The 18,737-nt window shown below is 62.9% G+C and carries 22 protein-coding genes; 9 read left to right on the top strand and 13 right to left on the bottom strand.

The window, feature by feature from the left end:
• Both KBY73_RS14460 and KBY73_RS14465 read right to left on the bottom strand, forming a co-directional pair.
• Positions 1 to 5,056: type VI secretion system tube protein Hcp (locus KBY73_RS14460; RefSeq protein WP_254937766.1), on the bottom strand; the 5,056-nt coding region annotated here is incomplete at its 3' end.
• A gap of 55 nt (positions 5,057 to 5,111) precedes the next feature.
• Positions 5,112 to 5,399 (bottom strand): DUF4915 domain-containing protein, encoded by a 288-nt coding sequence (locus KBY73_RS14465; protein WP_254937767.1) that lies wholly within the window; start codon positions 5,397 to 5,399, stop codon positions 5,112 to 5,114.
• Positions 5,400 to 5,754: 355 nt separating this feature from the next.
• Between KBY73_RS14465 and KBY73_RS14470 the strand changes: the two genes are divergently transcribed.
• Both KBY73_RS14470 and KBY73_RS14475 read left to right on the top strand, forming a co-directional pair.
• Entirely contained in the window at positions 5,755 to 5,943 is a 189-nt protein-coding gene (locus tag KBY73_RS14470) for a hypothetical protein (protein ID WP_254937768.1), read from the top strand.
• On the top strand, positions 5,943 to 6,116 hold the full coding sequence (locus KBY73_RS14475; RefSeq protein ID WP_254937769.1) for a hypothetical protein: 174 nt from the start codon (positions 5,943 to 5,945) through the stop codon (positions 6,114 to 6,116). Before KBY73_RS14470 ends, KBY73_RS14475 begins: the two co-directional genes overlap by 1 nt.
• Positions 6,117 to 6,209: 93 nt before the next feature.
• Here the strand turns inward: KBY73_RS14475 and KBY73_RS14480 are convergent, their stop codons facing one another.
• The 3 genes from KBY73_RS14480 to KBY73_RS14490 all read right to left on the bottom strand — a co-directional run bounded on the left by KBY73_RS14480 (position 6,210) and on the right by KBY73_RS14490 (position 7,172).
• The gene (locus KBY73_RS14480) at positions 6,210 to 6,614 is read right to left on the bottom strand and encodes a PIN domain nuclease (RefSeq protein ID WP_254937770.1); all 405 of its coding nucleotides are present in this window, start codon (positions 6,612 to 6,614) and stop codon (positions 6,210 to 6,212) included.
• Entirely contained in the window at positions 6,611 to 6,841 is a 231-nt protein-coding gene (locus tag KBY73_RS14485; RefSeq protein ID WP_254937771.1) for a hypothetical protein, read from the bottom strand. Before KBY73_RS14485 ends, KBY73_RS14480 begins: the two co-directional genes overlap by 4 nt.
• Positions 6,842 to 6,926: 85 nt before the next feature.
• Positions 6,927 to 7,172: a hypothetical protein gene (locus tag KBY73_RS14490; protein WP_254937772.1), complete on the bottom strand. Its 246-nt coding sequence runs from the start codon at positions 7,170 to 7,172 to the stop codon at positions 6,927 to 6,929.
• A 70-nt stretch (positions 7,173 to 7,242) separates the two neighbouring features.
• On the opposite strand from KBY73_RS14490, the gene cbiE reads away from it, so the two are divergent.
• Entirely contained in the window at positions 7,243 to 8,523 is a 1,281-nt protein-coding gene (gene cbiE, locus KBY73_RS14495; RefSeq protein ID WP_254937773.1) for a precorrin-6y C5,15-methyltransferase (decarboxylating) subunit CbiE, read from the top strand.
• On the opposite strand, the gene KBY73_RS14500 is transcribed toward cbiE, so the two are convergent.
• Genes KBY73_RS14500 through pheS form a run of 4 tightly spaced genes read right to left on the bottom strand, consistent with a single transcriptional unit; the run spans position 8,486 to position 11,625 of the window.
• A complete protein-coding gene (locus tag KBY73_RS14500; RefSeq protein ID WP_254937774.1) occupies positions 8,486 to 8,974 on the bottom strand; it encodes a DUF192 domain-containing protein in 489 nt (162 codons plus the stop codon). The two genes, cbiE and KBY73_RS14500, sit on opposite strands and share 38 nt — an antisense overlap.
• Positions 8,971 to 9,648, bottom strand: coding sequence for a response regulator transcription factor (locus KBY73_RS14505; RefSeq protein ID WP_254937775.1), 678 nt, complete (start codon positions 9,646 to 9,648; stop codon positions 8,971 to 8,973). The genes KBY73_RS14500 and KBY73_RS14505 overlap by 4 nt, the downstream gene beginning before the upstream one ends.
• The gene (locus tag KBY73_RS14510) at positions 9,645 to 10,562 is read right to left on the bottom strand and encodes an NAD(+) kinase (RefSeq protein WP_254937776.1); all 918 of its coding nucleotides are present in this window, start codon (positions 10,560 to 10,562) and stop codon (positions 9,645 to 9,647) included. Before KBY73_RS14510 ends, KBY73_RS14505 begins: the two co-directional genes overlap by 4 nt.
• Positions 10,563 to 10,617: 55 nt before the next feature.
• Positions 10,618 to 11,625 carry a phenylalanine--tRNA ligase subunit alpha gene (gene pheS / locus KBY73_RS14515; protein ID WP_254937777.1) on the bottom strand — a complete coding sequence of 336 codons (1,008 nt, stop codon included), beginning with the start codon at positions 11,623 to 11,625 and terminating at the stop codon, positions 10,618 to 10,620.
• A 72-nt stretch (positions 11,626 to 11,697) separates the two neighbouring features.
• Here pheS and surE point away from each other — a divergent pair, with 72 nt between their 5' ends.
• Complete coding sequence (surE, locus tag KBY73_RS14520) at positions 11,698 to 12,483, top strand: 5'/3'-nucleotidase SurE (RefSeq protein WP_106502229.1); 786 nt, start codon at positions 11,698 to 11,700, stop codon at positions 12,481 to 12,483.
• A 9-nt stretch (positions 12,484 to 12,492) separates the two neighbouring features.
• Here surE and KBY73_RS14525 read toward each other — a convergent pair whose 3' ends face one another.
• Complete coding sequence (locus KBY73_RS14525; RefSeq protein ID WP_254937778.1) at positions 12,493 to 13,074, bottom strand: DUF3611 family protein; 582 nt, start codon at positions 13,072 to 13,074, stop codon at positions 12,493 to 12,495.
• Positions 13,075 to 13,151: 77 nt separating this feature from the next.
• On the opposite strand from KBY73_RS14525, the gene KBY73_RS14530 reads away from it, so the two are divergent.
• The 5 genes from KBY73_RS14530 (at position 13,152) to KBY73_RS14550 (ending at position 16,762) form a co-directional block, all read left to right on the top strand.
• On the top strand, positions 13,152 to 14,135 hold the full coding sequence (locus KBY73_RS14530) for a bifunctional riboflavin kinase/FAD synthetase (protein ID WP_254937813.1): 984 nt from the start codon (positions 13,152 to 13,154) through the stop codon (positions 14,133 to 14,135).
• Positions 14,136 to 14,211: 76 nt separating this feature from the next.
• Positions 14,212 to 15,291 (top strand): thiamine phosphate synthase, encoded by a 1,080-nt coding sequence (locus KBY73_RS14535; protein WP_254937814.1) that lies wholly within the window; start codon positions 14,212 to 14,214, stop codon positions 15,289 to 15,291.
• The gene (thiS, locus tag KBY73_RS14540; protein ID WP_254937815.1) at positions 15,291 to 15,494 is read left to right on the top strand and encodes a sulfur carrier protein ThiS; all 204 of its coding nucleotides are present in this window, start codon (positions 15,291 to 15,293) and stop codon (positions 15,492 to 15,494) included. Before KBY73_RS14535 ends, thiS begins: the two co-directional genes overlap by 1 nt.
• 10 nt (positions 15,495 to 15,504) lie before the next feature.
• Positions 15,505 to 16,497 carry a DUF1517 domain-containing protein gene (locus tag KBY73_RS14545; protein ID WP_396097238.1) on the top strand — a complete coding sequence of 331 codons (993 nt, stop codon included), beginning with the start codon at positions 15,505 to 15,507 and terminating at the stop codon, positions 16,495 to 16,497.
• Between the two features lie 106 nt (positions 16,498 to 16,603).
• Positions 16,604 to 16,762, top strand: coding sequence for a hypothetical protein (locus tag KBY73_RS14550; RefSeq protein WP_254937779.1), 159 nt, complete (start codon positions 16,604 to 16,606; stop codon positions 16,760 to 16,762).
• Here the strand turns inward: KBY73_RS14550 and larB are convergent.
• The 3 genes from larB to ispF all read right to left on the bottom strand — a co-directional run bounded on the left by larB (position 16,736) and on the right by ispF (position 18,496).
• A complete protein-coding gene (gene larB / locus KBY73_RS14555) occupies positions 16,736 to 17,449 on the bottom strand; it encodes a nickel pincer cofactor biosynthesis protein LarB (protein ID WP_254937780.1) in 714 nt (237 codons plus the stop codon). The genes KBY73_RS14550 and larB overlap by 27 nt on opposite strands.
• Before the next feature lie 109 nt (positions 17,450 to 17,558).
• Positions 17,559 to 18,014 (bottom strand): TIGR03792 family protein, encoded by a 456-nt coding sequence (locus tag KBY73_RS14560; RefSeq protein WP_396097224.1) that lies wholly within the window; start codon positions 18,012 to 18,014, stop codon positions 17,559 to 17,561.
• A complete protein-coding gene (gene ispF, locus KBY73_RS14565; protein ID WP_254937781.1) occupies positions 18,011 to 18,496 on the bottom strand; it encodes a 2-C-methyl-D-erythritol 2,4-cyclodiphosphate synthase in 486 nt (161 codons plus the stop codon). The genes KBY73_RS14560 and ispF overlap by 4 nt, the downstream gene beginning before the upstream one ends.
• Positions 18,497 to 18,737: the final 241 nt, after the last annotated feature.

The following is an 18,737-nucleotide window of genomic DNA, read 5'->3' on the forward strand; positions in this document are numbered from 1 at the left end:
CCGACAGCTCCGAGAACGAAGGATCACTGACTTCTCTAAAGGGAGGGGAGCTAACGCCAACGCCTGCACCAAATTGGAGAGTGTCTATTTCAAACCAACCTCGGTGATTTACTTCAGTCGATCCGCCGTTGAGGCCGTCAATCAACAGATAATATTTCGTTGGAAAGGCGTTGGCCTCCACGGCCTTTGTGACGGCAATGGAGAAGGTTTCTGTGTTCTCGGAGCCATCAGAGCTGACGGCCTTGACGGTGATGGAGTGGCTGTTGGCGGCCTCGAAATCGAGAGCAGCGGCAACTTTCACCACACCGTTGGCATCGATGGAGAAGAGCCCGCCGGCGCTGTTGGTGAGGCTGTAGGCGGTGATGGTGGCGCCGGAGTCTGCGTCAGTGGCGAAGGCGGTGATGCCGACGGCCGTGCCAATGGCGGCATTTTCTGCCACCGAGTTGGCGTCGGTGTTGTTGTCGCTCAGGACAACAGGATTGTCATTGTCGTTGGTGCCATCAATGACCAGAGCCGCATTGGCACCAAGGGAGCCGGTAGCACCTGGAGCGGCAAGGGTGAGGATTGCGTTGTTGCCTGAAATATCGCGGATGGTGCCGCCATTGAGCTGTAGGGCTGAGCTGAAGAGCTGATCGAGATCAGCGGAGCTATCACCGGCTTGAACGGTGTATTGGAAGGAGAGGATGCCGGTGCCACTGCCGGAGCTATAGGTGGCGAAGCGATCAATGTCACCGGTTTCCAGCTGCAGCTGTGGTGTGCCGCTTGTGATGTCAACCAGCACCGTTTCTGAGAACTGAACAATGAGGGTGATGACGTCGCCGATGCTGTAGGTGCCGTTGGCGGTGGTGGAGGCGACCTGGCTGATGCTTGGCGCAATGTTGACGACAGCGGCAGTGGCTGCGGAGGAGAAGTCGGTGTTGCCGCCGAAGGAATCGGTGGAGGTCGCATTGAGCCGGATGAACTTGCCGACCAGGGTTTGATCAGCGGCAATGGAAAAGGAGCTGCCAGTGGCGGAGTCGATGTTGCTCCAGCCATCGATGCCGTTGGCCGAAACCTGCCACTGATAGGAGTAAGTGACGTTGCCGTCGGGATCGGTTACGGCGCTGATGTCAGCTGAGAGGGTGGCGCCTTCTTGTGGGTTGCCTGTGATGGCGAGGGTGCCTGTGGCCTCGTCCTCGACGTTGGCAACAGCGGCAGTGGCTGCTGAGGAGAAGTCGGTGGTGCCCCCGAAGGAATCGGTGGAGGTGGCATTGAGCCGGATGAACTTGCCGACCAGGGTTTGATCAGCGGCAATGGAAAAGGAGCTGCCAGTGGCGGAGCCGATGTTGCCCCAGCCAGTGGTGCCGTTAGCCGACACCTGCCATTGATATCTGAAGGAGCTGATCTGGCCGTCTGGATCGCTGATGGCGCTGGTGAGCGCCATCAGGGTGCCTCCTTCTTGTGCGGAGCCGTTGATGGCGAGTGTGCCGGTGGCCTCGCCATCAACGGCTTCATCCGTATAATTATAAGTAGATGTCGCGCCCAGTATCCCATTTTCAGACAAAGGGGTGGTGGAGACTGTGAAACTGCCCACATCAAAACTAAGTCGCATGGCCGGCTGTTTGCCAGCAACATTTTCCGTATCTAGGCCTGTAATAAAGGCATCGTCGAAGCTAAGCTCATAGGTTTTGATGATTCTGCTGACGTCAAGATTAGAAACCCCATGAATCTGCAGGCCATTAATTCTGCCACCTTCCACAATCCGCTCATACAGGAGGCTTAGGGATGGGGCATCGGGCAAATCAATCCTTAGCGGGGAGAAATCGGCTACGGCACTACCTGCACGGGTGACATCAAAATCGTGGTTATTAATCTGAAACCAGCCTTCATAGCCACTGACAGTTGAGTTGCCAGCAATTCCATCAATGCTCAGGAAGTAGCGGTCAATAGGGGAGACGCCAGCATTGGGCTGATTAGCTGGCGTGGGAAGATCGCCAAAGTCGATTGACCGATTGTTTGCAATATCAAAGGCATAAGTCGCAGCAAGCCCAAGGCTTCCATCATCGTTTAAGGGAGTTGTGGAGATGCCAAACTTGCTGCCAACAAAACTCAGCTGCATGGATTGCTGATCGCCAGCAACATTTGTATTATCCAGCCCTGTGAGAATGGCATCGGCAAGGCGCAGCTCGTAGGTTGCTGACGTGTTTCCACTTTCGAAATTATTTTTTACTCCATGAATCTGCAGACTGCTAATCGTGCCGCCTTCCGCGATTCGCTGATATAGGAGGCTTAGGGAAGGGGTATCGAGTAAATCAACCCGCAGCGAGCTAAAACTCGCAAGGCCTGCTTCTAGTGCCCCACTGACAATATTTCTGCTTACTTGATTTACAGCATCAAAATCATGGCTATCAATCTCGAACCAACCTTGATAGCCACTGACCGTCGAGTTACCGGCAATCCCGTCAATTTTAAGGAAGTAGCTAGTTGCAAAGAAGTCGCCGGCATTGGACGGAAGGGCTGGCGCGGGCAGATTGCTGAAGTTGGTTTCTAGCTTGCTTGGAATATCAAAGGCATAGGTCGCAGCAGTCCCAGTGCTTCCATCAGCGTTTAAGGGAGTTGTGGAGATGCCAAATTTGTTGCCAACAAAACTTAGCTGCATTGCTGGCGGATCACCAGCAACATTTGTATTATCTAAACCTGTAATAACGGCATTGGCTAGGCGAAGCTCGTAGGTCTTAACTGTAGAGCCGCCAGCTACCTTTACTCCATGAATTTGCACACTATCAATCCTGCTACCTTCCGCAATCCGCTCATAAAGGAGGTTAATTGATGAATTGCTGAAAAAATCAACCCGCAACGGTGAAAACTCCGGCCTCGCGAGCAGTGCCCCGGTGACATCAAAATCATGGCTATTAATCTCAAACCAACCTTCATAGCCTCTGGCAGTTGAGTTGCCAGCAATTCCATCAATGTTCAAGAAATAGAGATCAACAGGGGAGTTACCAGCAATGGGCAGAGAAGCTGGCGTGGGAAGATCGCTGAAGGTGATTTGCTGATTGCTTGGAATATCAAAGGCGTAGGCTGATTCACGCCCAATGGTTCCATCAGTATTGAGGGGGGTTGTGGAGATCCCGAATTTCTTAGCAACAAAAGCTAGCTGCATGACTTGCTGATCGCCAGCAAAATTTGTATTATCTAGCCCTGTAATCGCGGCATCGGCAAGGCGCAGCTCATAGGTTTTAACTGTGGTGCCGCCAACTAAATCCTTTACTCCATGAATCTGCAAACTATCAATCCTGCTACCTTCCGCAATCCGCTCATAAAGGAAGCTAAGGGATGGGGTATCGAGTAAATCAATACGAAGCGGTGAAAATTCAGGGTTGGATGTCGTTGTCACCTTGGTGACATCAAAATCATGGGCCTCAATCTCAAACCAACCTTCATAGCGGCTGACTGTTGAGTTGCCAGCAATTCCGTCAATCTTCAGGAAATAGCGATCAACAGGGGAGATGCGGGCATTGGACAACGATCCTGGTTCAGGTAGGGAGCTGAAGCCGATTGAATCATTGATTTCAAAATCAAAGGCATAGGTCGCAGCAGTCCCAAGGCTTCGATCAGCGTTTATGGGAGTTGAAGAGATGCCAAATTTGCTGCCAACAAAACTCAGCTGCAGGGCTTGCTGGTCGCCAGCAACATTTGTATTGTCTAATCCTGTAATTACGGCCCCGGCAAGGCGCAGCTCGTAGACTATGCTTGTTGTAGGTGTTAGGTCTCCTTCATTAAAAGAGTCGTAGACTCCACGAATCTGAAGGCTATTGATACTTGTGCCTGTTGAAATCAGCTGATAAAATGGTCTTAGAGACGGGGCATTGCGCAAATCAACCCGTAGGGGTGAGAAATCGGCTAGGGATCCCGCTGCACTGGCGGCATCAAAATCATGTCTATCAATCTCAAACCAACCTTCATAGCCGCTGGTAGTGGAGTTGCCAGCGATTCCATCTATTCTCAGGAAATATCTAATTCTAGCGGAAAAGCCGGCATTAGGTAGCGGATCCGGCTGAGGTAGATCGCCAAAGATGATTTGTCGTGAAGTTTCAATATCAAAGGCATAGGTTGAAGCAGACCCCAAACTTCCATCAGCGTTTAAGGGAGTTGTGGAAATGCCAAATTGACTACCAACAAAACTCAGCTGCATAGATTGCTGATCGCCAGCAACGCTTGTATTGTCTAACCCTGTAATAACAACATCAGCGAGGCGAAGCTCGTAGGTTATGTCTATTGGAAGTCTGGTATCAGTAGAAACAATGACTCCTTGAATTTGCAGGCTAGCAATCGGGATGCCTTCAGTGATCTGCTGATACAGGAAGCTAAGTGCCGGGGAATTGAATACGTCTACCAGCAGCGGTGCGAAATCCGTAGTTCCCGCTGCAGCGGTGGCGTCAAAATCATGGCTATTAATCTCAAACCAGCCTTCATAGCCGCTGACAGTTGAGTTGCCAGCTATCCCATCGATCCTCAAAAAATATTTATACTCTGAGGCAATTCCAGCAGCCTCAACCGGCACAGAGTTGCCTGCGATGCTGATGACGCTCTGGTCGTTTTCGCTATAGGCCGCAGGAGCTGGCGTGACATCGCGCAGCAAGGCGGAGAAGATGGCCCCTTCATCCCCGGCGGTGTCGGCGCTGCCATTGAGGCGGATGTCGATGGCATGGCCGAGCTCCTCGAGCAACACGGCCTCGATCTGCTCAGCAGTGGCGCTTTCCAGCCAGGTGGCATTCAGGTAGATGCGTTCGGCGCCGGTTGGATCGCTGCTGGTGTAAGCCGCGTAGCTGCCGTTGAGGCTGGTGGCAGGGAGGATCTCAAGGTTTATGGTTAGGCCGGTGCCGGAGAGCAGGGTCTGGAGATCGGCGGTGGTCTCTGAGCTCTGGGCGCCAAAGACCTGCAGCAGCAGGGCGTTGTAGGAGTTGGTGTTGCTGACCCAGGCAGCCAGGCGTGCCTCCAGCAGTTGCAGCGCCTGCTCCAGGTATGAGCTGGTACTGGCTGAGAGGGAGGTGCCGCTGAGGAGGAGCTGGGTCATGAGCTGGTGTTGCTGGAGAAGTGTTGGAGCGGTGTTGGGGGCCTGGGCTGGCGGATCAGGGATCCGGGAGTGGATCTGGAGGAATTGGTTGTGGAGGCGGGAGTGGCGGTGCCAGGGAGAGCAGTGAGCGGCCGGTGGCGAGCAGGTTGTAAAGGCGCCAGAGCTGGCAGCGGGTCGCCATCCAGAGGCTCTCGCCCGCCACGAACAGGCCCATGGGCCGATCGAAGAGACGCTCGTGCAGCTTGAGCAGGCCCTGCTCTCTGGTGCCGAGGCAGAGGAGCCGGTTGGCGCGGTAGGTGGAGAAGGCAAGCGAGATCCCCAGCCCCTGCAGCCAGGGGCTCAATCCCGGGGATGCCGGGATTGGCAGGGAAAGGGCTGTGGTCAGGGCAGGTTGCCGAAATGGTGCTGGTTCAGGACTGCTCGGGGAGCCGCCCAGGCGAACATTTCGGTTGACCTAAAACTAATAATACTGATTGCTCGTGTAACTGGGAGCAACGGCAAAAACTGTGAGGAACTGCTGGTTGAGGGGCCGGCAGCCAGTCGAGGGTTATGGCGTTGACATCGGTATCGACAACTAGCAGCGCGGCGTTGTGGCCAGGATTGCGGTCCTTGATTGAAGTAACTGAAATTCGCTTGCGCTGATATGGGTTGGCTGCTGGTCTGGTCTAAAAAGTGGCTGTTCGTGCGCTCTGACCGCCATGGCAACGCCTGCGGCCACAAGCGGCGGCTCAGCCAAGACCCATCTCTCGCGTCTGGTGGAGGCAATCACCGCCCTGCAGGGGCCTGAGCGGAACCGGCGTATGGGGGTGGCCCGCGGTCAGTTCACGGTTCCCGATTCGATCGATGCCGCTAATCCGTTGATCGCCGAGCTGTTTGAGCTGCCCTGATGCGGCCGTTCAGGCGATCCCATCTGCTGACTGTCGAGCAGTTGCCCCTCCATCACCGCGATCCATTTGACCGCCTGCTCGTAGCCCAGTCGATCAGCGAATCGCTGCTGCTGGTGAGCGCCGATGGGGCGTTTCATGCCTATGGCTGCCCGCTGCAGGATGCCCGCCGCTGAGGACCCGCTCGCCGCTGCTCCAGCAGGCTCTCCAGGTGCCCCACCCAGGAGGCGGCGCCTGGTACGGCTGCTGGATGGAGTGGTGGGCATGGCTCAGGCAGGGCGTTCAAGGCGTTGCAGGCGCAGCTCACTCACCGAGGCGATGGTCTCAAAGTCGGCGTCGAAACTCACCAGCAATGCGTTGTGGTGCAGAGCCACGGCGGCCACCAGGAGGTCGAGGCTGAGAACCGTCTGACCGATCTGGCGGCAGGCCTGGCCCAGGTCGATCGCCCGCTGCCACAGATCTGCAGGGGTGGAGAGCGTGGGCAGGGTGGCGAACTGGGCTGTCAGTTGGTGGGTTTCGTCTGGACGGGCTGAACGCAGCATCTCAAAACGCACCGGTTCCGCCAGGTGGGCCTCAGGGTCGAGCACGAAGGGCGCGATGAACTGTTTGAGGGGGGCCGGGCTCCTGGCACGGGTGAAGTCGATCCACAGGCTGGTGTCGAGCAGCAGGGTCATGGAGCGAACTCCTGGTTCCGTTGGCGCTCGCGCTCTTGGTCGGCCTCGTAGCTCTCCAGCTGCACGCCCCATTCGCCGCTGAGAAATCGCTGAGCGATCTGGGCGCGACGGTGCTGCTGCAGGGCCTCCTCCATCAGGCGGCGGATGGCGGGCCCCTTCTTGCGCTCGCCCGTGAAGTCCAGGATTTCGGCCATCTCAGTGTCCGAAAGTTCAACGGTCACTTTCATGGTTTCAGCCTCCTCGAGTCCGACCTTGCAAGCAGTTTATGCGGATTTTGATGTTGGACTGGTGATCGGGATTGAGTAGGGCCGATCAGTAGGCCTGGTTGTCTGGCGCCTGGAAACCCCCGTTCACCTCCTGATCCACCAGGGCGTCGAGGGTCACGGCCGAGCGCACCAGGGCTTGGTAGCGCTGCACCACGCGGCGGTTGCGTTCGATCCAGTTGCCGGGATCGCCGCTGGGCAGGCCCGTGCCGTCGCCGGCCAGCAGCTCCAGGTCTTTTTGCTGGGCCAGCAGGGCCAGCACCAGGTCGTGGATGCGCTGGCGGCGGTCGCTCATGGCTGGGTCCAGTGGCACAGGCCGGCCATCATGGCTGCAGTGACCGTGGGGCGCCCTGGCTCAGCAGGCCGTGTTGGAGGTGGTCGGCACCGATGCCGGGGGGGTGGCTGCGCTGCCGGCCCGCAGCCTCGCCTTGGTGCGAGCTGCCCAGCTGCTGCTTGCCCCCCAGCGTCTGCTGACGGAGCTTGGCCCTTGGTGGCAAGAGGAGCAGGGGGCCGGCCGCATCCCGGCGGGTAGCCCCTGCCCCCAGCTCCTGGCCAGCGACCAGCCGGAGCAGATTTTCGGCCCGCTGCAGCAGGCCCTGGCAGCCGGCCGGCCGGCGGTGCTGCTCGCTAGTGGCGACCCCCTCTGGTTTGGCATCGGCCGCCTGCTGCTGCAGCGCTTTCCGGCGGCCCAGCTGCGCTTTCATCCCGCCCCCTGCTCGCTGCAGCTGGCCTTTGCCCGCCTCGGCCGCCCCTGGCAGGACGCCAGCTGGATCAGCCTGCACGGCCGCGACCCCGAACCCCTGGCCGCCGCCCTGCAGAAACGGCCTGCCGCCCTGGCGGTGCTCACCGACCCAAGCCGCGGCGGCGCCGAGGAGGTGCGGCTGATCCTGGCGGCCTCTGGCCTGGAGGCGGCCTATGCCTTCTGGCTGTGCGAGCGGCTGGGCCATCCGACGGAGCGGATGCAGCGGCTGGTCCCCGGGGCACCCCTGCCGATCGATTGCGATCCGCTGCATCTGGTGCTGTTGATCGCTGAGCCGCCGGCGCCCCCTGCTGATCCCGCCGCCCTACCCCTGTTTGGCCTTGAAGACGGCCTGTTTCTGCAGCACGACGACCGCCCCGGCTTGATGACCAAGCGGGAGGTGCGCATTCAGTTGCTGGCAGATTTGGAACTGCCCGAGCGCGGCGTGCTCTGGGATATCGGCGCCGGCGTGGGTTCGGTGGGGCTGGAGGCGCTGCGGCTGCGGCCTGGTCTGGCGCTCTGGGCCCTGGAGCGGCGTGGCGGCTCAGCGGCGCTGATCGCAGCTAACGCCGAGCGGCTGGGGGTGCGGCCAGCGGGTTTCCGCGAGGGCCGGGCCCCCGAGGCCCTCGCGGAGCTGCCCGATCCGGATCGGGTACTTATCGGCGGAGGTGGCCGGGAGAGGGCGGCGGTGCTGACTGCGGTGCTGCAGCGGCTGCGGCCTGGCGGCGTGGTGGTGATTCCCCTGGCCACCTTGGAAGCTTTGGCGGAGCTCAGACCCCTGTTGGAGGCCGCGGGGTTGGCGGTGTACGTGAGTCAGCATCAGGGCTGGCGGGGGGCGCCTTTGGCCGAAGGCACCCGCCTGGCGCCGCTCAATCCCGTGTTGGTGTTGAAGGGGCGGCTGCCTTGATGGCTTCTATCTGCACCGCCGTGCCTACCTGGATGCCCTGGACTGCGGCCTGGCCGGCGGCAAGCTCCAGCACCCCATCCACTTGCTGGTCGGGGCCGTAGCTGCGGCAGGGCAGGTGCAGGCAGGGTTTGGTGTGGGCTTCTATCGCTACGACCCGGCCGCCCAGCACAAACAACATGTCGAGAGGCTCCGGGGTGCGGTGCATCCAGAAGCGAGCCAGCGACGGCGGGCTGTAGGGGAACCACATGCCCCGCAATGGCGCTAGCGCCGGCCGCAGCTGCAGGCCCTTGCTCTGCTTTTCGTGGGTGTCGGCAACCTCCAGGGCTATGCAGCGATCAGGCGCTAGGCACCAGCGGGCTGTGATCGGCAGCCATTGGGGTGGTGGCGTGAAGCCGCACAGCAGGGCAGCCACCCCAGGCAGGGCCAGCCCCCAGCGGCAACTGGCGTTCATTCGCGGCTCTCCAGCTGGGGCAGCCGCTCGCTTAGGCAGTAGCCCTGGCCGCGGATCGTGTGGATCAGCCGCCGTTCACCGCCCTCTTCCAGTTTCTGGCGCAGGTAGCGCACATACACCTCAATCACGTTGCTGCTGCTGTTGCTACTGCTGTCCTGCTCGTCGTTCCATACCTGGCGCAGGATCAACTCCCGGCTCACCACGGTGCCCTTGCGCTCCAGCAGCAGCAGCAGCAGCTGGTATTCCCTAGCCGTCAGGCCCACGGGCCGCGCTCCCCGTTTCACTTGGCGGGTGCTGGGGTTCAGCACCAGGTCGCCCACCTGCAGCAGCTGGGCCGGCACATTGGCGCGGCTTGTGAGATCTAGATGCAACCTCAGCCGCATCAGCAGGTCGCTGGGGCCGAGGCTTGAAAGCCAGAAGTCGTCTGCTCCTGAGCTGAGGCAGTGGACCCGCGCCTCCACCGTGTCGTCGCCCACATCCAGCAGCACCGGGATGGTGCCCCACTGCTCTCGCAGGGAGGCGATGCGGCCCGAATCGCCGCTGGAGAGCAGCACCGCATCCGGGTTTGCCCCAGCCGGTAAAGGCTCCCTGCTGCACGAATAGCCGGAAGCCTCAAGCCGTGGCGCTAGGGCCTCGGCCTCAGGGCCCAGCAGCAGGATGCGTGGATCGTTCATGGCGCTGTGCCGTTGCCGGGCTTGGCCACGTGGGGCAGGCCCCAACCCAATTTGTTGCGCAGCACCTGGAAAAACTCGTGGTCGGCCAGCCGCACGAAGCGCACGGGTTGTTCGCTGCGGCGCACCAGGATCCGGTCCTCCGGCCAGATGTAACAACCAGCGCTGCCATCCACCACCATCATCAGCCGCTCCGGCGTGGCGGGAAACACCGTCACCGGCTCGCGGTCGCTGAACACCAGGGCGCGCGAGGCCAGCGAATGGGGCGCGATCGGCGTGAGTTGCAGCACCGGGCAGTCGGGGGTGATCACTGGTCCGCCGGCGCTGAGGGCGTAGGCGGTGGAGCCGGTTGGGGTGGCGAGGATCACTCCGTCGGCGGCGATATCGACTGGGGCATGGCGGCCGATGGCGATTTCGAAGTGGCACATCGAGGTGAGCGGCTCGCGGTGCAAGGCCATTTCGTTGAGGCAGAGCACCTCCCAGCGCCGCTGCTCGCCGCGCATCACGCTGACGATCAGCATCGTGCGCTCCTCCACGGTCCACTCGCCGGAGAGCACCTGCTCCAGGGCCCCCTCCAGCTGGTGCAGGTAGGCCTCCGCCAGAAAGCCCAGATGGCCGGTATTGACGGTCAGGATCGGGACGCCAACCGGAGCCGTTTGACGGGCGGCTGAAAGCACGGTGCCGTCGCCGCCCAGCACCACCGCCAGGCTTAGGTCCCGGTCGAAGCCCGCTGGCACGCAGGCCGCATAGCCCCGGGTGCGCAGGTGCTGGTCGGGGTTGGCGAAACCCACCATGCCGCCGGAGCTGCTAACCCGCACCACGCCGTAGCCAGCCGTCGTGAAGCGCGCCTCGATGGCATCGGCTGTGGACAGGGCGAGGTCCTTGCCGTCATTCACGATCAGTCCGACGCGGGGCACCGATCGGGAAGCGGAGAGCTGCCCGAGTTTATGGGGCTGCTACCAAACCGCCCAACTAAAACTGCTCCAGGAAGCGCAGATCGCTGGTGTAGAGGCGGCGAATGTCGTCGATGCCGTGGCGCACCATGCAGAAGCGCTCGACGCCCAGGCCAGCGGCAAAGCCGCTCCAGCGCTCTGGATCAAGGCCCATACCGGTGAGTACGGCCGGGTCGACCATGCCGCAGCCCATCACCTCTAGCCAGCGACCACGCCACTGCACATCCACTTCGGCGCTGGGCTCGGTGAAGGGGAAGTAGCTGGCCCGAAAGCGCACCGGTAGGTCGCCGAAGAACTGCTGCAGAAAGGCCGTGACGGTGCCGCGCAGGTGGCTGAAGTCCAACCCCTCATCAATCGCCAGCACCTCCACCTGGTGGAACACCGGCGAGTGGGTGGCATCCACGGCGTCGCGGCGATACACCCGCCCTGGGGCGACTACCCGCACCGGCGGTGGGTTGTTCTCCAGGTAGCGGATCTGCACGGGCGAGGTGTGGGTGCGCAGCAGCTGGCTATCGCCCAGATAAAAGGTGTCCTGCATGTCCCGGGCGGGGTGATGCTCGGGGATGTTGAGGGCCGTGAAGTTGTAGTAGTCGCTCTCGATCTCCGGCCCCTCCGACACCCGATATCCCAGGCCGGCAAAGATGTCGACGATCTCCTCGATCGTGCTGATTAAGGGGTGGCGGTGGCCCGGCGGCGTGAAGCTGCAAGCCGCTGTGACGTCAATGGTTTCGCCGGCGAGACGCTCGGCCATGGCGGCGCTTTTCACGGCCGTAAGTCGCTCGCCAAGGAGCGCCTGCACCTGCTCTTTGAGCACGTTGGCCCTTTGGCCGATCAGGGGCCTCTCATCGCCAGGCAGCTTGCCCATGGCTCCAAGAACGCCAGAAAGGCGCCCCTTCTTGCCGAGCAGTCCCACTCGAAGTTCTTCCAGTTCAGCAGCGGTGCTGGCGGTGGATATCTCTGCTGCAGCCTGGCTTTCCAGCGCCTGGAGCTGGTCGGTGAGCTGCTGCAGGGAAACGGTGGCGCTCACGGCAGGGGCGGAGGGATTGCTGACTGTAAGGAGCCACCCCAGTTACGTTGCGGCTAAATGGCGTTAGGCCCGATGGCACCGCTCAAGATCCTGATCAGCAACGACGACGGGGTCTTCGCTGAAGGCATTCGCACCCTGGCCAATGCGGCCCTGGCCCGCGGCCACCAGGTGAGTGTGGTGTGTCCTGACCAGGAGCGCTCCGCTACGGGCCACGGTCTCACCCTGCAGACCCCTATCCGGGCGGAGCGGGCTGATGAGTTGTTCGATGATGGCGTCCAGGCCTGGGCCTGCAGCGGCACCCCCTCCGACTGCGTCAAGCTCGCCCTGTTTTCCTTGCTGGATGAGTGGCCGGATCTGGTGCTCTCCGGTATCAACCATGGTCCAAACCTGGGCACCGACGTGCTCTATTCCGGCACGGTGAGTGCGGCGATGGAGGGCACGATTGAGGGCCTTCCCGCCCTGGCAGTAAGCAGTGCCGACTTTCAATGGCGCCAATTTGCGCCTGCGGCACGCCTCGCCCTCGATGTGGCTGAGCGAATGCTGGCGGAGGGCTGGCCGAGCAACATGTTGCTCAACCTCAATGTGCCGCCCCGGCCGGCAGAGGCGATTGGAGAGCTGCGCTGGTGCAATTCAGCGGTGCGCCGCTACACCGACCAGTTCGAGCAGCGGGTAGACCCCCGCGGCCGCAGCTACTACTGGCTGGCGGGGGAGGTGGTCAACGATCTGGAGGCCCAGGTGTCGGGGCCGGCGGCCTGGCCCACCGATGTGGCCCAGATCAATGCCGGTGGGGTCTCGCTGACGCCGCTCCAACCGGACATCTTCTGGCGGGGTCGCACGGCTGATCTGCCGGTTTGGTGAGGCCGTTAATCAGGTTGTGCGGTAAACCCGCTGCAGCAGCCATAGGCTGATCCAGAGCCCGATCAGGTGGGCAAACAGCACCTGGGTGTTGCCCAGCACCGCCAGCATCTCGATCGAGGTGATCGGTAGACCGATCACCCGACCAGCCACGCCAGGGGTCGCCTGGATCTGGGCACCAAAGAAGCCGGGCACCTGTTGGGAGGCCTGCACGAACAGGCTGCCCGCCAGCGACTGATAGCCCAGCACCGCCAAGGTGATGCCGGCCAGGTCGGCCAGCACTCCCCGCTTGATTAGCCGCGAGGTTTCACCCTTGCTGGGCCGCACCGGCGAATTGAGGGCCCGGCCGCAGCGCACCACCAGCCAGCTCTGCCAGATGCACCAGAGCAGCAGCAGGAAGGCGATGGTGGTGAGTGAGATGCCAGGCCCCAGGCCGAGGGCGCGGGCTGAATTGGCCGCCAGGCGGCCGCCGATGTTGTTGAAAAGCAGCACCCCAACCACCACCACTCCCAGCACCACCTGGGACCAGAGCCGAATCCAGCCCAGGCGCCGCAATGCCGCGGCGATTAGCTGCAGGTCGAGGCGGTCAGCCATTCAGCCATCCAGATGGGTGCCCCAAAGGTGCCATGGGAGGATCGTTTTGGCTCCCGTTGCCTTTGGGTTCCGTAGCGTTGATACCCCTGCGATCCCCCCAGGAGGCCCTGCGCCCCACGGCCATCGCCCTCGGCAGCTTTGACGGCCTGCACCAGGGGCACCGCCGCGTGATCGCGGCTGTTACCGCTGCCCCGGGCAGCGAACAGGCGGCAATCGCCACTGTGGTGAGCTTCTGGCCCCATCCGCGCGAGGTGCTGCACGGCGAGGCGCGCTTACGGCTCGACCTGCCCGCTGAAAAGCTGCATCTGCTGGAGCCCCTGGGCATTGAGCAGCTGGTGCTGGTGCCTTTCAGTCGAGAGCTGGCCGCCCTCAGCCCCGAGGCCTTCGTGGAACAGGTGCTGGTGGGCCAGCTGGCGGCCCAGCGGGTCGCCGTGGGTGAAAACTTCCGCTTCGGGGCCGGCCGCAGCGGCGACAGTCATGCCCTGGCGGAGATTGGTTCCCGTCACGGCATCGAGGTGCAGGTGCTGCCGATGCTCTGGGATGGCGAGGAGCGGGTGAGCAGCAGCCGCATTCGCCGGGCCCTAGGGGCTGGAGATCTGGCGGAGGCCCGCCGCTTGCTGGAGCGTCCCTATCGCTTCAGCGGCCTGGTGGTGCGTGGCCGCGGGCTTGGTAAGCAACTCGGTTGGCCCACCGCCAACCTGCAGGTGGATGGCCGCAAGTTTTTGCCGCTGGAGGGGGTTTACGCAGCCACGGCATCGGTGGCCGGCGGCCCGATGCTGCCGGCCGTGATGAACCTCGGCCCCCAGCCCACGGTGGATCCCACCGCCCCCTCGGCGGTGGAGGTGCACCTGCTCGATCGGCAGCTGGAGCTTGAGGGATTGGAGCTGGTGGTGGAGCCGCTGCAACTGCTGCGCCGCCAGCAAACCTTTGCCAGCTTTGACCAGCTGGTAGCCCAGATTGCGGCCGATGCCCAGCTGGCCCGCGCCTTAAGCGCCTGGATAGGCGTGGGTGAGACCCCAGCCAATGAAGGTTGCGATCCCGCCGAGCAGCAGAATCCCTGAAATCAGCACCAGCATCGGGCTGTCGGTATTGCCCCGATTTGGATTGCCTGGCTCGCCTGCCATTGGCCCCTGTGTGATGGATTCCACCCTAGACAGCTCCTCCAGCCCAGCCCGCGACCGGCTGCTCGATGCCAACCTCGATCGGGCTCGCGAGGGCTTGCGGGTACTGGAAGATTGGGCCCGCTTTGGCCTCGATCGAGGCGATCTGGTGGTGCGCACCAAGGACATGCGCCAGCGGCTGGGCAGGTTGCATCGCGATGCCTACAAATTTGCGCGCCACACCGCCACCGATCCGGCCGCGGGCCTCGGACATCCGGCCCAAGCGGAGCGATCCAGCCCCAGCGCCGTGGTGGGTGCCAACGCCGGCCGGGTGCAGGAGGCTTTGCGGGTGCTGGAGGAATTTGGGCGCAGCAGCGATCCCCTGCTGGCTGAGGAGGCCTCAGCTCTGCGCTATCTGCTCTACGACCTTGAAGTGGATCTGTTGCAGGCCTGTCGTCTGGCCGCTGCGGGCGGGGCGGGCCGCCGTGAGCTGCTGGCTAGCTGCCGGCTCTATTTGGTTACTTCGCCGGTGCCCGACCTGGAGCAGGTGGTGGCCGCGGCCCTGGGGGCCGGGGTACGCCTGGTGCAATACCGCGCCAAAGAGGCCGCCGGTCTCGATGACCTGCAAAAACTCAGCCAGGCCCGAGCCCTGCGCCAGCTCTGCGCCACCCATGGCGCCCTGTTTTTGGTGAATGACCGCATTGATATTGCCCTGGCTGTGGAGGCTGACGGGGTGCACCTGGGCCAGGGGGATCTGCCGCCGGCGGTGGCGCGCCAGCTGCTGGGCCCAGATCGGTTGATTGGCCGCAGCACCCATGCCCTGGCCCAGTTGCAGCAGGCGGTCAGCGATGGTTGCGACTACATCGGTGTCGGCCCGGTGCAGGCCACCCCCACCAAGCCCGGCCGGGAGCCGGTGGGGCTCGATTACGTGCGCCAGGCCGCGGCGGCTAGTCCGATCCCCTTCTTTGCCATCGGCGGGCTGGAGGTCAGCAAGGTGGCGGCGGTGCGGGCTGCTGGAGCCCAGCGGATTGCGGTGGTGCGGGCGATCACCGAGGCGGTTGATCCGGCTGCCGCCACCGCCGAGCTGCTGGCAGCACTTGAGGTGCCGGCTTCGTGATCCGGCTGCAGGTAAACGGCGATCAGCGAGCCTGCTCAGCCGGACTCAATTTGGAGCAGGCCCTGCTGGAACTGGGCTACAAGCCCCGCTTGGTGGTGGTGGAGTTCAACGGCACGATCCTGCCCAGACAGGCCTGGCCCACCCAGCCGGTGGTGGAATCCGATGTGCTGGAGGTGGTCACCATTGTGGGCGGTGGTTCCTAGATTCCGACCAATCGCTTCCAGCGCCTTGGCGCTTTCTACCCGTCTGGTCTTGCGGCGCTGCTTCAGCTTGCTGGCCGTGCCGATGTTTGTCCTGAGCCTGTTGGTGGTGCATCCCAGCCCCAGCTGGGCCGCCAGTGGCGGCCGCATAGGTGGAGGCAGCTTCCGCTCGGCCCCCTCGATGCCGAGAAGCTATGGCGGTGGTGGTTATAGAGGTGGTGGTGGCGGCTACAACAGCGGCTACCGCGGTGGCTACGGGGGAGGGGGCATCGGCTTTCCCTTCCTGATTCCAATGTTTGGTTTCGGTGGCGGTGGCCTGTTTGGCTTCCTTGTGCTGATGGCCGTGGGAGGTCTGCTGCTCAATGCGGTGCGTGGTGGCGGCGGTGGCGGCCAGGGGCCAGCAATTTCCGGCAGCCGCAGCGATCTGGTGGGCGGCGGCCGCCCCGATGGCCCGGTCACTATCAGCCAGCTGCAGGTGGGGCTGCTGGCATCGGCCCGCCAGCTTCAAACCGATCTGCGCCGTTTAGCTGGCAGCGCTGACACCAGCCATGCGGCTGGCCTCCAAGCCCTGCTTCAGGAGACCACCTTGGCCCTGCTGCGCCACCCCGACCTCTGGGTCTATGCCAATTCAGAGGTGGGTCAGGTGCCTTTCGCTAGTGCCGAATCCACCTTCAATCGCCTTTCGATGACGGAGCGCAGCAAGTTGCAGCGAGAGGTCACCACCAACGTGGGCGGCAAGCGCTTTAGCGATGACAGCGTGGCCGCAGGAGATAGCGATGCCAGTAGCGATTTCATCGCCGTCACCCTGCTGGTGGCAAGCCGCAGCCGGCTTGCGCTCAAGGGTTCGGGCAGTGCCGATCAAGTGCGTGATTCGCTGCAGCAACTCGGTGCCGTCGGTGCAGCTGACCTGCTGGCGATCGAGGTGATCTGGCAGCCGGAAGGGGCTGGTGAAGTGCTGAGCACCGAAGAATTGCTAACTGCTTACCCCCAGCTTCAACACCTCTAGGACTGCTGTCCTGGTTCGAGTCCCAAACGGCGAGGGGAGATCTTTGCCTTTCCCCTTGCCCATGGCTGGCTAGCTACCCACACTGCGATGAGTGCCGGCTGTTTTGATGCTGCGTCGTTCGCCAACTTGGGTCAATACAGCGGTGCTGCTGCAGGCCATCGAGCGCTACGAGCAGGGACTATTGCCCCGCTCGATGCAGCTCTGGATTCAAGCGGTGCTCGAGATTGAGCAGCCCGGTTCAACTCCCCTGCGACCCGGCTGCTGAGCGCCCAGGCCCGCAGCCCAGGATCCGCAGGGCTGCCATGGCGGCGCCGTAACCGTTGTCGATGTTGACCACCGTGAGCCCGGGGGCGCAACTGGCCAACATGCCGTGCAAGGCGGCCACGCCACCGGCACTTACGCCATAGCCCACCGCTACCGGCACGCCGATCACCGGCTGGGGTAGTAGCCCGGCCAGCACGGTGGGCAGGGCTCCCTCCATACCAGCACAGGCGATCAGCACATCGGCATGACGCAGCTCTTCGAGGCGCTCGAGCAGCCGGTGCAGCCCCGCCACGCCCACATCCAGCACCAGCTCGGTGGCGATGCCATGGCAGGCCAAGGCCAGCTGGGCCTCGGCCGCCACCGGCAGATCACTGGTGCCGCCGCTCAGCACCGCTACCCGCCCCAGCCTGGAATCCGGGCTTGGTAGGGGGCCGGCGCTGAGACAGCGGGCCTGTGAATGGTGCTGCAGAAGCCAGGCCTCCCCTCGCTCCGGCCCAAGTAGTGCTGCCACGGCTTCCGCCTTCTCAGGGCAGATGCGGGTCACAAGCGCTAGCTCTCCTGCGCCATCCAGCTCCTCCAGGATCCGGGCGATCTGCTCGACACTTTTGTGCTCGCCCCAGATCGCCTCCACCATCCCCAGCCGCTGGCGGCGGCCAAGGTCGAGTCGATGCTCCGGGCTGCCGTTCATAGCCGCTCCCACACCATCTCAACAATGGCCGGTGTCACCCAGAGGCACCAGGCCCGCTCTTCGGCATGGCTGCCGAGCACGTAGGTGGCCTTGTTTGCGCTGATGCGGCTCATGGCGGCAGCAGCTCACCTTCAAACACCAGCGGGAAGGGGTTGCCTTGTGATTGGCCGGTGGCCGCTTGGGCCAGCTGCTCAAAGCGCTCCTGCACCGCCTGCACCGCTTGCGGCGGAATCGCCTTCCAGTGCTCGCGATCGACCCAGCGGATCAACAGGGTGCCCTCCTCGGTGGCGGGATCCCAGAGCAGCTGGCGATCGAGAAAGCCCTCCTGCTGGGCCAGCCAGGGTTCCCAGCTGCCCCGTTCCGCCTCAAGCCAGGCCTGGCGGCCCTCGGCCGGCACCTTCAGGCGCAGGTGTTCCACCACCACCACGTCGTAGGAGCCATCGGGCTCGGCAAAGGCTGCTCGCACCGGCGCGGCATGGCTGGTAAGCAGCAGCACCAGCGTCACCCCCTGAATCAACAGCAGTCCGATCAGGCTAGAAACCCGGCGCCAGCGAAGGGGGGTCACGGCTTCTGCAGCAGGACCACGGCGTGGCACGAGATGCCCTCTTCGCGGCCTTCAGGCCCGAGCTGTTCGTTGGTGGTGGCTTTGACGCCCACCTGATCGGCTGCCAGGCCCATGCGCGCTGCGATGGCAGAACGCATCGAGGCGATGTGGGGCTTGAGCTTGGGCCGCTCGGCCACTAGCACTGAATCCACATTCACCACGCTCCAACCACGCTCCATCACCAGGGCCACCACCTGCTCCAGCAGCTCCAGGCTGTCGGCCCCCTGCCACTGCGGGTCGTCCGGGGGGAAGTACAGGCCGATGTCGCCTAGGGAAAGGGCCCCCAGCAGGGCGTCCATGATTGCGTGCACCAGCACGTCGGCATCGCTGTGGCCATCAAGCCCCAGGCCGGCGGGATGCTCCAGCCGCTGGCCGCCCAGGATCAGCGCCCGACCGGGCACCAGCCGGTGGATGTCGTAGCCATTGCCGATGCGGAGTTGCATGGGAAGCCCTTCACGAGATCCATTGTCCTGTTGGCCGTCTTCCGACCACCAGCTTCTCGCTGAAGTTGTGATTGAAGGCTGGTGGTTCCGAGCCACTCTCCCCAACAGCATTGCAGGGCCGCCGCCCGATTCGATGCCGTCAAGGCTCAGCCCCGCACCTGGATGCTGTCCAGCAAAAAGCTGACGGGCTTTGTTGGGGGGAACACCAACTGGTTGGGGCTCACGCCCCAACCGGATCAAG

Source organism: Cyanobium sp. Tous-M-B4 (assembly GCF_024345395.1).
In the GTDB taxonomy this organism is placed as follows: Bacteria; Cyanobacteriota; Cyanobacteriia; order PCC-6307; family Cyanobiaceae; genus Cyanobium_A.